The sequence below is a fragment of the Rhizobium sp. 05L429 genome (assembly GCF_056397645.1).
Genome location: NZ_JBFTNV010000007.1, coordinates 49,110 through 64,555 on the forward strand (window position 1 = coordinate 49,110; position 15,446 = coordinate 64,555).

Here is a 15,446-nt window from a genome sequence, read left to right on the forward strand (position 1 = left end):
GAAGGCCCGACAATGTGCGTTTTGCACTGTGTATGGGTATCCGCGGCCGGAGACGAGAATGGCATTCAACGACGACAGCTTCATTCGTGAAGTCAACGAGGAACTGCGTTCCGACCAGATGAAGGGCGCAGTGCGCCGGTTTGGCCGCTATATCATTGCCATTGCCATTCTCATCGTGCTCGGAACCATCGGCAAGGTCGCCTACGAATATTGGGACAATAACGCGTCCTCCGGCGCCGGCGACCAGTTCCTGGCGGCGATGAAGCTTGCCGACGAGAACAAGACGGATGAAGCGCTCGCCGCACTCGACAAGCTGGAAAAGGAAGGCCACGGCGCTTATCCGGTTCTGGCGCGCATGCGTGCAGCGACCGTCCTGTCGCAGAAAGGCGACAATGCCGGCGCGATCGCATCATTCCAGGCGATCGCCAAGGATAAGTCCGTTCCGGCTGCCGTGCAGGATGCTGCCAAGATGCGCGCCGGCTGGCTGCTGATCGAGAACGGCACCTATGAACAGGTTTCTGCCGCAGTCGAAGAAATGGCCGTACCGGGCAATGCCTTCCGTCATTCGGCGCGCGAAGCACTTGGTCTTGCTTCTTACAAGGCTGGCAACATGGCGCAGGCGCGCCAGTGGTTCCAGTCGATCGTCGACGATGTGGACAGTCCGCGCAATGTTTCCAATCGTGCCCATATGATGCTCGATCTCATCACCGCATCCGGCAAGGCGCCCGCCGCGCAGGGCTGAGGCTTAAGGGAAAATAATGAGTTTTACGGTCGCCATCGTCGGACGCCCGAATGTCGGCAAGTCGACGCTTTTCAACCGTTTGGTCGGGAAGAAGCTTGCGCTTGTCGATGACACGCCCGGCGTGACCCGTGACCGCCGTCCGGGTGACGCGCGGCTTATCGACCTGCGTTTTACGATTGTCGATACGGCAGGCCTCGAAGAGATGACGGACGAGAGCCTGCAGGGCCGCATGCGCCAGCAGACGGAAACGGCAATCGACGAGGCCGATCTCTCGCTCTTCGTCGTCGATGCCAAAACCGGGTTGACGCCAGTCGATACGGCGCTCGGCGAGATGCTGCGCCGTCGTGGCAAGCCGGTTGTGCTCGTTGCCAATAAGTCTGAGGCGCGCGGTTCCGACAGCGGTTTCTATGATGCCTATTCGCTAGGCCTTGGCGAGCCTGTGCCCATTTCCGCCGAACATGGGCAGGGCATGCTCGATCTGCGCGACGCGATCGTTGCTGCACTCGGCGAGGATGTCGTTTATCCTTCGAAGGAAGATGTCGCCGTCACCGATGTCGACGTGCCACAGCCGACCGGTGAAGAGAGCGAGGAAGACGAAGAGCCCGCCTATGACGAGACCAAGCCGCTTCGCGTGGCAATCGTCGGTCGTCCGAATGCCGGCAAGTCGACGCTCATCAATCGCTTCCTCGGCGAAGACCGGCTGCTGACGGGGCCGGAAGCCGGCATCACGCGCGATTCCATCTCTGTGGAATGGGACTGGCGCGGACGCACCATCAAGATGTTCGATACGGCCGGCATGCGCCGCAAGGCCAGGGTGATCGAGAAGCTGGAAAAGCTTTCGGTCGCTGATGCACTGCGCGCCATCCGCTTTGCCGAACTGGTCGTCATCGTCTTCGATGCGACGATCCCCTTCGAGAAGCAGGATCTGCACATCGTCGACCTCGTGCTGCGCGAAGGCCGCGCCGCCGTGCTCGCCTTCAACAAATGGGACATGATCGAGGATCGTCAGGCCGTGCTTGCCGACCTGCGCGAAAAGACCGACCGGCTGCTGCCGCAGGCGCGCGGCATCCGCGCCGTGCCGATCTCCGGCCAGACCGGCTGGGGCCTCGACAAGCTCATGCAGTCGATCATCGATACGGACCGCGTCTGGAACAAGCGTATCTCGACCGCCAAGCTCAATCGCTGGCTGGAGCAGCAGCAGGTCCAGCATCCGCCACCGGCCGTTTCCGGCCGCCGCATCAAGCTCAAGTACATGACGCAGGTAAAGGCCCGCCCGCCGGCCTTCATGGTGTCCTGCACCCGCTCGGACGCACTGCCGGAATCCTATACGCGCTACCTGATCAACGGGTTGCGGGCGGATTTCGATATGCCGAGCGTGCCGATCCGGATCCACTATCGGTCGTCGGACAATCCGTTTGAGGGCAAGAAGAGGCGGACTTAGTCCGCTTCTGACGCTTGCTGATATAGTGGAACAGTTAGCGCTCGGCGTAGGCCTTGCCGGGTAGGCCGATAGGCCTCAAGCCGCGCTCTTATTCAGTGCTTCCCGCAGAGCGATAATCTCCGCCTGCAACCGCCCAAGCTGATCCGCATCGCGGCCGCTTGCGTCGATGATGCAGCCCGGTACGGTCTCAGCCTTTTCCTTCAGTTGTCTACCTTCTTCCGTCAGGCGCAGCACGACGACGCGTTCGTCCTGTTTGCTGCGTTCGCGGCGGATGTAGCCTGCCGTTTCCAGGCGCTTCAGGAGAGGGGTCAGCGTGCTTGATTCCAGGAAGAGCTTTTCGCCGAGGCCGCCGACGGTCTGGCTGTCTTCTTCCCAGAGGCAGACCATGGCCAGATATTGCGGGTAGGTGAGGCCGAGTTCGTCGAGAAGCGGCTTGTAGACGCGGTTGAAGGCGTGGCTTGCCGTATAGACGGCAAAGCAGATGAACGTATCGAGTTTCAGCTGGTCCGACATGGCTCAATCTCCAGAATCTGGTGATATTATATCGTGCGATAAATAATCGTAGCCGCTTTTAATGCATGATAGCTATGCAATAATTTATATTGCACGATAATAAGTCGTGCGCGATATAAAAGTCGTGTTCAGAACGAACGCAACAAACCCAAGAGGGCACGACAATGTCGACGATCAAGACCGCAGTTTCCGCAGCAGCAATCCTGGCAGCTTCCGCCATTGGGGCGTTTGCCGATCCGGTACTGGAACCGACAACGCAGAAATTCATCGACAGCCTGGCCGGCTCCAAGCCGATCTACACTTTCTCGCCGACTGATGCCCGCAACATTCTCGCCGGCGCCCAGAAGGGCGACGTGAAGAAGCTGGCAGCCCAGGAAGAAGACAAGGTTATCAAGGTCGGCCCGACCGGCAGCGTCAAGCTGCGCATCGTTCGTCCGGAAGGCGCAAAGGGCACGCTGCCTGTCATCCTGTATTTCCACGGCGGCGGCTGGGTGCTCGGCGATGCCGATACGCATGACCGGCTGGTGCGCGAAATCGCCAACGGTGCCAAGGCTGCCGTCGTCTTCGTCGATTACGATCGTTCGCCGGAAGCCCGTTACCCGATCGCTATCGAACAGGCCTATGCCGCGACGAAGTACGTCGCCGATCATGCCAAGGAATTCCACGTGGATGCGAGCCGGCTTGCCGTTGCCGGCGATAGCGTCGGCGGCAATATGGCAGCCGTCGTGACGTTGCTTGCCAAGGAGCGCGGTGGTCCTGCTATCGACCAGCAGGTGCTGTTCTACCCTGTTACCGACGCCAATTTCGACACCGGTTCCTACAACCAGTTCGCCAATGGCCCGTGGCTGACCAAGGAAGCCATGAAGTGGTTCTGGAACGCCTACCTGCCTGACGAAGCCAAGCGCAAGGATCCTACCGCTTCACCGCTGCAGGCTTCGCTCGACCAGCTGAACGGCCTGCCGCCGGCACTTATCATCACCGACGAAAATGACGTGCTGCGCGATGAAGGCGAAGCCTATGGCCGCAAGCTCACCCAGGCAGGCGTGAGGGTTACCTCGATCCGCTACAACGGCACGATCCACGACTTCGTGCTCTTGAATGCGATTGCCGAGACGCCGGCCGTCCGCGGCGCCATCTCTGTCGCCAACGACACGCTGCGCGCTGTCCTTCACAAGTAAGGGTCAATCCGCGGATGGAAGAGGCCCGGCAGGTTCGCCGGGCTTTCTTCTTGGAAGGGATTTGGTGGCATATTGCCATGCCTTCTTCCATTTCGGCGTGATGATGCCGTTGGCGGCGCGGATATTGTTGATGAACTGCAGTGTCGCCGCTTCCCAGGAATATTGCATGGCAAGCTCGCGCGCTTTCTCCCGCGAAGCGGACAGGGCGGCAAGGCAGGCAGCCTGCAGATTGTCGTCCAGCGCGCCGACGAGGCTTTCCTCGCCGATAATATCCAGCGGCCCGGTGACGGGATAGGCGGCGACCGGGACGCCTGATGCCAGTGCTTCCAGAATGGTGTTGCCGAACGTATCCGTCAGCGACGGGAAGACGAAAACGTCGGCCTGCGCATAGGCCTTTGCCAGATCCTCACCGAATTTCACACCGGTAAAATGCACATCCGGATAACGCTCTTCCAGCTCTGCGCGCGCCGGGCCGTCGCCGATGACCACCTTCGAACCGGGCAGGTCGAGATCGAGGAACGCCGGCAGGTTCTTTTCCAGCGCCACGCGGCCCACCGTCATGAAGATCGGGCGGGCAAGACCGAAGGGCTTTTCCTCCAGCGGCATCGGGTGGAATTGGGTGGCATCGATACCGCGGCTCCATGGCATGAGGTTTTTGATGCCTTTTGCAGAGAGCTCGCGGGCAAGGCTCGGGGTCGCGACCATGCAGCCGGCGCCACCATTGTGGAACCAGCGCACGAAAGCATAGAGCCAGCTTTCGGGGATCGGCAGCCGGGCCGAGACATATTCAGGAAAACGGGTGTGATAGCTGGTGGAGAACGGCATGCGCTTCCGCAGGCACCAGCGGCGCGCCGTCAGCCCCAGCGGGCCTTCCGTGGCGATATGGACGTAGGAAGGTTTATGCTTTCCGATCTCGCGGGCAACGCGACTGTACCAGGCGACCGACAGGCGGATCTCGGGATAGGTGGGGCAGGGGATACTTGCGAAACGCTCGGGCGTCACCATCGAGACTTCGACGCCCATCCTGGCCAGTTCGCGATTGGTGTTCTCGATGGAGCGGACGACGCCATTGACCTGTGGGTGCCAGGCATCGGTAACGATCACCAGCCGTTCGGGCACGGCTCCAGCCGCACTAGCCCAGCTTTCGCCGCTATACGAATTAGACGGACGTTGCAGCATATCCCCATTTCCATCAGCGCCGCATAGTTCTGGCAACGCGCAACCCCTGGCGGGTTTCCGGAATGGCGATTCCCGCGGCTCTATTCTGGCGGAAGTGCATGATGGAAATATTACAGCCCTGTATGAGTATTTACAGGAGCTTACAGCCGTGGTGACCGGCAATTATGTCGGCAAGTGAAAGGCGGAAAGCGAGGCGCCTTAAAAAAGAACGGCGCCGGCGGGGAGGCCGGCGCCGCAATAAAACTTAGGCTGCTGCCGAAGCGGAGCCGGAAATCGGAACTTCCGATATCGTCTTCAGAACCTGCGACGCGATCTGGTAAGGGCAGCCCTGGGAGTTCGGGCGGCGGTCTTCCAGGTAGCCACGGTAATCGTTCTTGACGAAGGAGTGCGGAACGCGGATCGAGGCGCCACGGTCGGCAACGCCGTAGGAGAACTTGTTCCACGGAGCCGTTTCGTGCTTGCCGGTCAGGCGCTTGTCGTTGTCCGGGCCGTAGACATTGATGTGGTCCATCAGGTTCTTTTCGAACTGGGCCATCAGTGCCTCGAAATAGGCCTTGCCGCCGATTTCGCGCATATACTTGGTGGAGAAGTTGCAATGCATGCCCGAGCCGTTCCAGTCGGTGTCGCCGAGCGGCTTGCAGTGATACTCGATATCAATGCCATACTTCTCGGTCAGGCGCTGCAGGAGGTAGCGCGCCATCCAGATCTGGTCGGCGGCCTTCTTGGAGCCCTTGCCGAAAATCTGGAATTCCCACTGGCCCTTGGCCACTTCGGCATTGATGCCTTCGTGGTTGATGCCGGCAGCGAGGCAGAGGTCGAGATGCTCTTCGACGATTTCGCGGGCAACCGAGCCGACGTTCGAATAGCCGACGCCGGTATAGTACGGACCCTGCGGAGCCGGGTAGCCGCTCTCCGGGAAGCCGAGCGGACGGCCGTTTTCGTAGAAGAAATATTCCTGTTCGAAGCCGAACCAGGCATCTTCGTCATCAAGGATCGTTGCACGAGCGTTGCTTGCATGCGGCGTGACGCCGTCCGGCATCATGACTTCGCACATGACGAGCACGCCGTTGGTGCGGGCCGGATCGGGATAGATGGCAACCGGCTTCAGCACGCAATCCGAGCTGCGGCCTTCGGCCTGCATCGTCGACGAACCATCGAAGCCCCAAAGCGGGAGCTGTTCGAGTGTCGGGAAATTATCGAATTCCTTGACCTGTGTCTTGCCACGCAGGTTCGGTACCGGGGTGTAACCGTCGAGCCAAATATACTCGAGCTTATACTTTGTCATCTGCGACTCTCTCTGCTGCGAACTGAACCCTGCGGCGGTAGACGCAAGAGTGCGTCGTCCCGTCAGGGATTGCCTATGCAAATGCACGTAGCGTGCCAGTTCGGTGAGCCGACATAAAAAATTTACGAATCACGAGGCCGAGCCGGTTTTCGGTGCGACGCCGTACGAGGGAGGTCAAAGCCGGTTCATCTCTATTGGCCTTTCAGGCCGCCATTTTCGGCTTGGAACCAGAGCCGAAGTCGGGCGTTCGGAGAAATGGATGAAGTTTTAGACAATTCAGAGCCGGCTTTATCGGAAAATGCTGCATAAACGGTCCGCGACGGCAATGCTGCCGATATTTTGTGCAATTTGCATAAACTATGTGCATTGTGTTACTGTAGCGACCGTAAATGTTGATAGGCCGAGCTGAAGAAAGGCTATCTCATGGCAATCGGTTTCCATCGCGAATCCGCGACGATCTATCAGTTTCCCATCAGGGCCGTTCAAGCGCCGAACCGCTTCGAGCGTTTTCGGATGATGGAGCGTGAGGCTGCCGATGTGTGCGATGCGCTCGACAGCTGCTGGTATCACGATGAGGCCGTTCGGACCGACGACAAGAAGCCCAATTCTTGATCTGACAATCGACATGAATGACCGCTGAGGCGGGGGCGAGCCTGCGCGTGGCTGCTTGAGAAGCAACATGCGCAGGCTTCAATCGGATGATCAGAGGCCGAGCTTTTCCTTCGGCACCAGTGCGCCATGCTCGCTCACAACGCGGGCGGCGATCTTCGCTCCAAAGCGGGCGGCTGCCGGGGCATCCCGGTTTTCCAGATAGTGCGCAAGAAAAGCGCCGTTGAAGCTGTCGCCGGCGCTGGTCGTGTCGACGACCGTGTCCACCTTTTCCGCAGGCACATAGGTTTGCTCGTTGGCGAAGCTCAGCGTTGCGCCTTCCGCACCATTCTTGACGACGACATGCGAGGCGCCGAGTCCGCGATAGCGTTCAATGGTGGCTTCGATGGAGGCATCGCCGAAATGGGCAGCCTCGTCGTCGAAGCTCGGCATAACGAGCGAAGAGGCACGCCCGCCTTCACTGATCGTCGCGTGCATTACGTCGTAGCTCGACCAGAGGCGAGGGCGGATGTTCGGGTCGAAGACAACGAACTTGCCGACTGCCTTGGCACGGCGGATTTCCGCAAGCAGCGTCTCGGCGTCGTCATGGGACAGGATAGCGAGCGTGATGCCGGAGAAGTAGACCACCTCGGCGCTTTCCACCGCCTCACGCAGCTGGTCCGGATCGGCGGCCAAGCTGCGCGCAGCCGAGTTGTCGCGCCAGTAGCTGAAGGAGCGTTCGCCGTTCCTCAGATTGATCATGTAGAGACCGGGCGTCTTGCCCTTGATGCGGCAGATGAGGTCCGTGCCTATGCTGGCCTTGTCCATGAAGGCGACCATTTCGTCCGACATCGGATCATCGCCGAGCGCGGTGAAATAATCGACCGACCAGGCGGGCGGCAGGCAGGCACGGGCATACCATGCGGTGTTGAAAGTATCGCCGGCAAAGCCTTTGCGCAGCAGGCCTTCACCCGCCTGCGAGAGCTCCACCATGCATTCGCCGATCGACAGAAACCGTCCGCTCAAGCTTTCCTCCCGGATTTTTTCTGCTCTTGCGGATACGCGAAGAGGCCGGAGGAGACAAGTCAAGGAGAGTTGAAAGTCCATCGCCCCGGTGCCGGGGCGATGGAGAATATCAGATCAGGACTCATCCATATGGTAGCAGGCGGCCGTCTGGCCGGGGCGGACGAGTTCCGTCGGCGGCATTTCCGTGCGACAGATATTCGTCGCCTTCCAGCAGCGCGGCGAGAAGACGCAGCCTTTTGGCGGATTGAGTGGCGAGGGTGGATCTCCCTGCAGGCGGATACGGCTACGCTGACGCGCAAGCTTCGGATCGGGGATCGGAGCCGCCGAGAAGAGTGCCTGCGTGTAGGGATGTGCCGGATGTTCGAAGACCGTGGCGCAATCGCCGGCTTCGACCACCTTGCCGAGATAAAGAACCAGCACGTCGTCCGAAATCAGGCGCACGACCGAGAGGTCGTGGCTGATGAAGATCAGCGTCAGCCCGAACTCCTTGCGCAGCTTGCGGAGCAGCGTGATGACCTGGCCCTGGATCGATACGTCGAGAGCCGAGACCGGCTCGTCGCAGATGATGAGTTTCGGCCGGGTGACGACAGCGCGGGCAATGCCGATACGCTGAGCCTGACCGCCCGAGAATTCGTGCGGGTAGCGATTGATCATCTCGGGCACGAGGCCGACGGCCGTCATGATCTCGCGCACGCGCTCAAGCCTCTGAGCCCTGTTCAGCTTCGGCTCGAAGACGGTGAGCGGTTCGGCAATGATATCGCCGACTGTCATACGCGGGTCGAGTGACGCGATCGGATCCTGGAAGATGATCTGCATGTCGCGGCGTGCGGCGCGCATTTCCTCATCCGAGAGATCGAGAAGGTTGCGGCCCTGCCAGAGGATCCGGCCTTTCTGTGCCTTCAGAAGACGCAGGATCGAGCGGCCGAGCGTGGATTTGCCGCAGCCGGATTCGCCGACAATGCCGAGCGTGCGGCCTTCGGCGAGATCGAAGCTGACATTGTTGACGGCGGTCAGCATCAGCGGCGGTTTGAAGAAGGATTTCGAGGGGATCTCGAACTGGGTCGTCAGGTTCTCGACCCTCAGAAGCGAGCGCTCAGCCATGGATCAGCAACTCCTCGCGGCGGGGGAAGGGATGGAAGCAGGCGGCGCAATGGTTTGCCCCTTGCTGCTGAAGCTGCGGCGGGCGGTCGATGCAATCGTCCTGAACCTGCGAACAGCGCGGCGAGAAATTGCAGCCCTTCGGCAGATGCTGCAGGTTCGGCGGACGGCCGGGAATGACGACGAGGTCGTCGACATCCTGGTCAGGGCGCGGGATCGAAGCGTGCAAGGCTGCTGTATAGGGGTGGGCCGGGTTCTCGAAGAGCTCGTCAACAGGAGCTTCCTCGACGATACGGCCGGCATACATGACGGCCACCCTGTCTGCGAGACCGGCGACGACGCCGAGGTCGTGGGTGATCATCAGGAGTGCGGTGTTCATCTCCGCCGTCAGATCGTTGAAGAGATCGAGGATCTGCGCCTGGATGGTGACGTCGAGCGCTGTTGTCGGCTCGTCGGCGATCAGCAGTTTCGGTTTGGTGAGCAGCGCCATGGCAATGACGATGCGCTGCCGCATGCCGCCCGAAAGTTCATGCGGATACAGGCCGAAACGGCGCGTGGGATCAGGAATGCCGACGCGCTTCAGCATGTCGAGTGCCTCTGCGGATGCCGCCCTGGCGGTAAAGCCGCGATGGATCTCAAGCTGTTCCGTCAGTTGCCGGGAAATCCGGAGCGACGGATTAAGCGCAGTCATCGGATCCTGGAAGACCATGGCCATGTCCTTGCCGCGAACACGGTCGAGTTCGCGCGGCTTCAGCGCCAGCACGTTCTTGCCTTCCAGCAAGGCCTGGCCGGTCGTTTTGCCGTTCTTGGCAAGCAGGCCCATGATGCCGAGGAAGGTCTGGCTCTTGCCGGAACCGGATTCGCCGACGATGGCGATGCGCTCGCCGCGGCGAACCGTCAGGTTCATGTTCGAGACCGCCTTCACCTGCCCTTCGGGCGTCTCGAAGGTGATCGAGTAGTCCTTCAGTTCGAGAAGGGTATCGTTCTGTTTTTCCTGAGACATCTTATCGATCCTTCGGGTCGAATGCATCGCGCAGCCCGTCGCCGATAAACAGCAGGCTGAGCAGCAGGGCCACGAGGAAGCTTGCCGGGAAAACCAGCAGCCAGGGCATGCTTTCCATGGCATCGGTGCCTTCGGCAATCAGGGTGCCGAGCGAGGTCAGCGGTTCCTGAACGCCAAAGCCGAGATAGGAGAGGAAACTCTCGGTCGCGATGATCTCAGGCACGGTCAACGCCGCGAAGATGACGACGGGGCCGACGAGGTTAGGGATGATGTGCTTGGTGATGATCTTGAAAGGCTTCTGACCCGAGGCGCGGGCAGCTTCCACGAATTCGCGGTGCTTGAGCGACAGGGTCTGACCGCGCACGATGCGGGCCATGGTCAGCCATTCGAGTGCGCCGATCGCTGCAAAGAGCAGGTAGACGTTGCGGCCGAAGATCACCATCAGCAGGATGACGAAGAGGATGTAGGGAAGTGCGTACATGATATCGACGAAGCGCATCATGATGGCATCCAGCCTGCCGCCGATATAACCGGATACCGCACCGTAGAGCACGCCGATGACCACGGAGACGAGGGTTGCCGTCAGCGCCACGGCAAGCGAAATGCGCGTGCCGTAGAGCACACGCGCAAGCAGGTCGCGGCCGTTCGGGTCGGTGCCGAAATAGTGGCCGTTTTCGAAGGAGGGTGGGGCGCGGAAGGCGGCCCAATCAGGGTCTTCATAGCTGAAGGGAATGAAGTTCGGGCCAAGGAAGGCGGCAAGGATCAGCACCACCAGAACGCCGATGGAGATGACTGCCGCCTTGTTGCGAGAGAGGCGGCGCAGCGCATCCTTAGTTAGAGAGCGGCCTTCCGGAGACAGACCTTCGGCCTCCAGCAGTTCGGCTGCGAGCAGCTCTCTTTTCGCGGGATTGAGGATCATCTGTTTCTCACTTTCGGGTCCAGCCAGGCATAGGCGATGTCGACCAGAAGGTTCAGGAACACGATCAGCACCATGTAGAAGATGACCGTACCGAGAACCATGCCGTAATCGCGGTTCAGCGCTGCGTTGACGAAATAGCGGCCGATGCCGGGCAATCCGAAGATGCTTTCGACAACCAGCGAGCCGGTGAGAAGGTAACTTGCCGCCGGTCCCAGATAGGAAACGACAGGCATCAGGGCGGGCTTCAGCGCGTGGCGCATGACCGTCAGGCGCGGGCCAATGCCCTTGGCCTTGGCGGTACGGATGAAGTTCTGGTTCATGACCTCGATCATCGAGCCGCGGGTGATACGCGAGATGCGGCCCGCATGCGGCAGGGCCAGAACGACGATGGGCAGGACGAGGTATTTGATCGAGCCGTCACCCCAGCCGCCGACCGGAAACCACGCGAGATGGATGCCGAAGACGAGTTGCATGATGGGCGCGATCAGGAAGTTCGGCAGGACGACGCCCACCAGAATGAGGGCACTCAGAATATAGTCCGGTGCCTTGTTCTGATAGAGCGCCCCAAGACAGCCGACAGCAATGCCAACAATGATGGCAATCAGGAACGCAGCCGTGCCGATGGTGAAAGTGTAGGGCAGGCCGATCATGATCTGCTGGGCGACGGTAAAGTCCTCGCTCGCGAAGGAGGGGCCGAGGTCGCCTTTCAGCAGGTCGCCAACGTAGATCAGGTACTGCTGAACAAGCGGCTTATCCAGATTGTAGTGGATCGCAAGGTTTTTCAGGATCACCGGCGGCAATGGCCTTTCGCCATCGAAGGGGCCGCCGGGAGCAAGGCGCAAAACGAAAAAGCAGGCTGTGACGGCGATCCACAGGACGGGGATCGTCGACAGCAATCGACGGAGTGCATATTTGATCATGGGCGTGGAACGGCTCTTTCCGGGCCTGCCGGAAAGAGCCTTTCATCCTTATTCTTTGATGGACAGCCAGCGCGTGCGGTGGATGTCCTGAACGTTGTCGACGAAGCCTTCGATCTTAGGCGAGACGACGTTCTTGGAGACGTAGTAATAGATCGGCAGCGCGGCGGTATCGTCCAGCGCGAGCTGTTCGGCCTTCTTGAAGATCTCGGCGCGCTTCGTCAGATCGGTCTGAGCGTTGCCCTCCTTGATCAACTTGTCGTAATCGGCATTCGACCAGCGACCGTAGTTCATCTGGACGCCCGTCACGAGAAGGTTGAGGAAGTTGTCCGGGTCATTGTAGTCGGCAAGCCAGCCGGCACGGCCGATCTGCACTTCACCGCGCTGCAACTGGTCGTAGTGGACCTTCGTTTCAGCGTTGACGAGTTCGACGTTCACGCCAAGCGGCTTCCACATGGAGGCGATCGCGACGGCGATGCGCTTATGGTTGTCGTTGGTGTTGTACTTGAGCTCGGTGGTCAGCGGATGATCCGGACCGAAACCGGCTTCCTTCAGCAGCTTCTTGGCTTCTTCGACCTTGTCCTTGTAAGGGAGATCCTTCCAGGAGACGTAGGCAGGTTCGCCGTAGTTTGCCGTGCCCGGCGGGACCCAGGAATAGGCCGGCAGTTCGCCGGTGCCGAGGATCTGTGGGCCGATGACTTCGCGGTTGATCGCCATGGACAGAGCCTGGCGCACGCGCTTGTCGCTGAAGGGGGGCTTTGTCGAGTTGATGACGTAGTAGTAGAGGCCGGAGAAGGGGGCAACATGCGCCTGGCCCGGCAGGTTCTTCTTCATCCATTCGTACTGGTCAGTCGGGAAGTCGGTGAGGATGTCGAATTCGCCCGCGCGGTAGCGCTTCAGCGCAGCTTCCTGGTCTTCAAGCACGAAGAACTTTGCGCCGTCGATCTTGATATCCTTGGCGCCGTAATACTGATCATTCCTGACGGTCGTGACGTGCGAACCGGGGACCCACTCGGTCGGCTTGTACGGACCGTTGGTGACGATATTGCCGATCTTGACCCAGTCCTGACCCTTGGCTTCGACGACATGTTTCGGCAGCGGATAGGCCGTGTAGTGCATCAGGGCGTTGATGAAATAGGGGGTCGGGTTTTCAAGGGTGATCTCAAGCGTCTTGTCGTCGATCGCCTTGACGCCGAGCTCGTTCAGATCGGTGATCTCGCCCTTGTTGATCTTTTCAGCATTCTTGATGGTGAACTGCAGATAGGCATAGTCGGCAGCATTCTTCGGGTCGATGAGGCGCTGGAGGGCGAAGACGAAGTCGCCGGCCGTTACCGGCTGGCCGTCGGACCACTTGATGCCATCACGCAGCTTGAAGGTGTAGACCTTGCCATCGGGGGAAATGGTCCAGCTTTCGGCCTGGCCAGGGATCGGATTATCCTTGGCATCTTCGGTGACGAGGCCTTCGAAGATATCGCCGGCAATGCGGTTTTCCCAGTCGCCGGAGAGCTTTTGCGGATCCAGCGAAGTGGGGTCGCCACCATTATGGATGTTCAGCGTGGCTGCGTGGGCCGAAAACGCGAGCAATGAGCCAACCATTGCAGACGCGAGAAATTTTTTCGTAAAAAAGGACATTATGGGTCCACCTTTCTAGGCTTTTCGCCTTTTCTTTAGTCATTTGTTCCCGGTTAGACCTGTTACGTGCAGGTCAACGGCACCTTAACGCAAAGGTTTGGCGTTGCAACCCCTAAACCGGTGGGTAGCATTAGGGTGTGGACAAGCCTATAAGCGTCTCCCTTTTGCCGGATCGCGACGGCCTGTATTCGTTGCCAAATAAGTCATCGCGCTGTTGTTTTTTGCCGCACCGTCTTTAGTGTTGCGGTCGAAATGAAGCAGGAGACGGCGGTCGATGGCATTGCAGACGGACGGGAATGCGGACTGGTGGCGCGGCGCGGTGATCTATCAGGTCTATCCGCGATCGTTTCAGGATACGAACGGCGACGGGCTCGGCGATCTCAAGGGGATAACCCGGCGCTTGCCACATATTGCCAGCCTCGGCGTTGACGCCATCTGGCTTTCTCCCTTCTTCAAATCGCCCATGGCAGACATGGGCTATGACGTCTCCGATTATTGCGACGTCGATCCGATTTTCGGCACGCTCGACGATTTCGACGCGATGATGGCAGAAGCCCACAGGCTCGGAATAAAGGTCATCATCGACCAGGTGATTTCCCATACATCCGACCGGCATCCATGGTTCGTGGAAAGCCGCTCCAGCCGCACGAACGACAAGGCCGACTGGTATGTCTGGGCCGATCCGAAGCCCGATGGGACGGCGCCGAACAACTGGCTGTCGATCTTCGGCGGACCGGGCTGGGAATGGGATGGCGTGCGCCGGCAATATTACCAGCATAACTTCCTGACCTCGCAGCCGGACCTGAACTTTCACAGCAAACAGGTTCAGGATGCCCTGCTGAAAACTGTGAAATTCTGGCTCGACCGTGGTGTGGACGGTTTCCGCCTTGACACCGTGAATTATTACTTCTGTGACAAACAGCTCCGGGACAATCCGCCGCATGAGCCAGACCCGGATCAGGCCGGCCTCGATGCGCCCGACAGCAACCCCTATGGCATGCAGAACCATCTTTACGACAAGACGCAGCCGGAGAACCTCGAATTCCTCAAGCGCTTCCGTGCATTGCTCGACCAGTACGAGGGGCGCACGACCGTCGGCGAAGTGGGCGACGGTGCGCGCTCGCTGAAGACCGTTGCGGCCTATACGACCGGCGGCGACAAGCTGCATATGTGCTACACCTTCGACCTGCTTGGTCCGGACTTCACGGCAGATCATATCCGCGGCTGTGTCGAGAGCTTCCAGCGCATGGTGAAGGACGGCTGGGTCTGCTGGGCCTTCTCCAACCATGACGTCAACCGCCATGTCAGCCGTTTCGCGCTGACGGAAGACGAACGTCCGGTTATCGCCAAGCTGGCAATTTCGGTGCTGGCAGCACTTCGCGGTTCGATTTGCCTCTATCAGGGCGAGGAGCTGGGGCTGCCGGAGGCGGAGCTTGCCTTCGAAGACCTGCGCGACCCCTATGGTATTCGCTTCTGGCCGGCCTTCAAGGGCCGCGACGGATGCCGCACGCCGATGCCATGGGAAGCCGGCAAGGCGCATGCCGGTTTCACCAGCGCCGAGAAGAGTTGGCTGCCGGTGCCCTATGAGCAGGCAGCGCTGTCCGTGGACACGCAGGAAAACAGCGACAGTTCCGTCCTGCATCATTATCGGCGCACGCTGGAATTCCGCAAAAGTCAGCCGGTGCTGCTCGACGGCAGCATGGAATTCGTCGGCAGCAATCAGGATCTGCTCGCCTTTATCAGAGACAAGGGCGGGGAGAAGCTGCTCTTCGTCTTCAACCTGACGCGCGAGCCAGCGGAGTTCCGTCTCCCGGCCGGCATGTCGTTAGGCGAACCGCTGAACATGCCGGGGTTCAAGGCTGTTTCGCGCGATCATGCGGTCAAGCTCGGCGCGCTCGACGCTTTCTGCGCCCGTATCGTCTGAG

Annotated in this window: 14 protein-coding genes; 5 read left to right on the top strand and 9 right to left on the bottom strand. The window is 59.9% G+C overall.

The features are described 5' to 3' along the window. The first annotated feature begins 58 nt into the window (after positions 1–58). Together AC1DNW_RS09170 and der are read left to right on the top strand one after the other, a co-directional pair. Positions 59–742, top strand: a complete 684-nt coding sequence (locus tag AC1DNW_RS09170; protein WP_113297492.1) for a tetratricopeptide repeat protein — start codon at positions 59–61, stop codon at positions 740–742. Between the two features lie 16 nt (positions 743–758). Next, positions 759–2,183, top strand: coding sequence for a ribosome biogenesis GTPase Der (der, locus tag AC1DNW_RS09175; protein ID WP_113308761.1), 1,425 nt, complete (start codon positions 759–761; stop codon positions 2,181–2,183). 75 nt (positions 2,184–2,258) lie between these two features. Here the strand turns inward: der and AC1DNW_RS09180 are convergent, their stop codons facing one another. Continuing rightward, positions 2,259–2,696: a MarR family transcriptional regulator gene (locus AC1DNW_RS09180; protein WP_113297494.1), complete on the bottom strand. Its 438-nt coding sequence runs from the start codon at positions 2,694–2,696 to the stop codon at positions 2,259–2,261. 164 nt (positions 2,697–2,860) lie between these two features. Here AC1DNW_RS09180 and AC1DNW_RS09185 point away from each other — a divergent pair, with 164 nt between their 5' ends. Continuing rightward, the gene (locus tag AC1DNW_RS09185) at positions 2,861–3,874 is read left to right on the top strand and encodes an alpha/beta hydrolase (protein ID WP_113308762.1); all 1,014 of its coding nucleotides are present in this window, start codon (positions 2,861–2,863) and stop codon (positions 3,872–3,874) included. 3 nt (positions 3,875–3,877) lie between these two features. Here AC1DNW_RS09185 and AC1DNW_RS09190 read toward each other — a convergent pair whose 3' ends face one another. Both AC1DNW_RS09190 and AC1DNW_RS09195 read right to left on the bottom strand, forming a co-directional pair. Further along, complete coding sequence (locus AC1DNW_RS09190) at positions 3,878–5,053, bottom strand: glycosyltransferase family 4 protein (protein ID WP_113297496.1); 1,176 nt, start codon at positions 5,051–5,053, stop codon at positions 3,878–3,880. Positions 5,054–5,297: 244 nt separating this feature from the next. Further along, a complete protein-coding gene (locus AC1DNW_RS09195) occupies positions 5,298–6,338 on the bottom strand; it encodes a glutamine synthetase beta-grasp domain-containing protein (protein ID WP_113308763.1) in 1,041 nt (346 codons plus the stop codon). 423 nt (positions 6,339–6,761) lie between these two features. On the opposite strand from AC1DNW_RS09195, the gene AC1DNW_RS09200 reads away from it, so the two are divergent. Beyond that, complete coding sequence (locus AC1DNW_RS09200) at positions 6,762–6,950, top strand: DUF2735 domain-containing protein (RefSeq protein ID WP_113297498.1); 189 nt, start codon at positions 6,762–6,764, stop codon at positions 6,948–6,950. Positions 6,951–7,040: 90 nt separating this feature from the next. On the opposite strand, the gene AC1DNW_RS09205 is transcribed toward AC1DNW_RS09200, so the two are convergent. From AC1DNW_RS09205 to AC1DNW_RS09230, 6 genes are all read right to left on the bottom strand, one after another. After that, positions 7,041–7,952, bottom strand: a complete 912-nt coding sequence (locus tag AC1DNW_RS09205) for a sugar kinase (RefSeq protein WP_113308764.1) — start codon at positions 7,950–7,952, stop codon at positions 7,041–7,043. 114 nt (positions 7,953–8,066) lie between these two features. Continuing rightward, entirely contained in the window at positions 8,067–9,053 is a 987-nt protein-coding gene (locus AC1DNW_RS09210) for an oligopeptide/dipeptide ABC transporter ATP-binding protein (protein WP_113308765.1), read from the bottom strand. Continuing rightward, positions 9,046–10,053, bottom strand: a complete 1,008-nt coding sequence (locus AC1DNW_RS09215; protein WP_113297501.1) for an ABC transporter ATP-binding protein — start codon at positions 10,051–10,053, stop codon at positions 9,046–9,048. Before AC1DNW_RS09215 ends, AC1DNW_RS09210 begins: the two co-directional genes overlap by 8 nt. A 1-nt stretch (position 10,054) precedes the next feature. Continuing rightward, a complete protein-coding gene (locus AC1DNW_RS09220; protein WP_113297502.1) occupies positions 10,055–10,972 on the bottom strand; it encodes an ABC transporter permease subunit in 918 nt (305 codons plus the stop codon). Continuing rightward, positions 10,969–11,892: an ABC transporter permease subunit gene (locus AC1DNW_RS09225; protein ID WP_113308766.1), complete on the bottom strand. Its 924-nt coding sequence runs from the start codon at positions 11,890–11,892 to the stop codon at positions 10,969–10,971. Before AC1DNW_RS09225 ends, AC1DNW_RS09220 begins: the two co-directional genes overlap by 4 nt. A 48-nt stretch (positions 11,893–11,940) precedes the next feature. Next, the gene (locus AC1DNW_RS09230; protein WP_113297504.1) at positions 11,941–13,521 is read right to left on the bottom strand and encodes a peptide ABC transporter substrate-binding protein; all 1,581 of its coding nucleotides are present in this window, start codon (positions 13,519–13,521) and stop codon (positions 11,941–11,943) included. Positions 13,522–13,795: 274 nt separating this feature from the next. On the opposite strand from AC1DNW_RS09230, the gene bglA reads away from it, so the two are divergent. Next, positions 13,796–15,445 (top strand): beta-galactosidase BglA, encoded by a 1,650-nt coding sequence (gene bglA / locus AC1DNW_RS09235; RefSeq protein WP_113308767.1) that lies wholly within the window; start codon positions 13,796–13,798, stop codon positions 15,443–15,445. Position 15,446 lies beyond the last annotated feature (1 nt).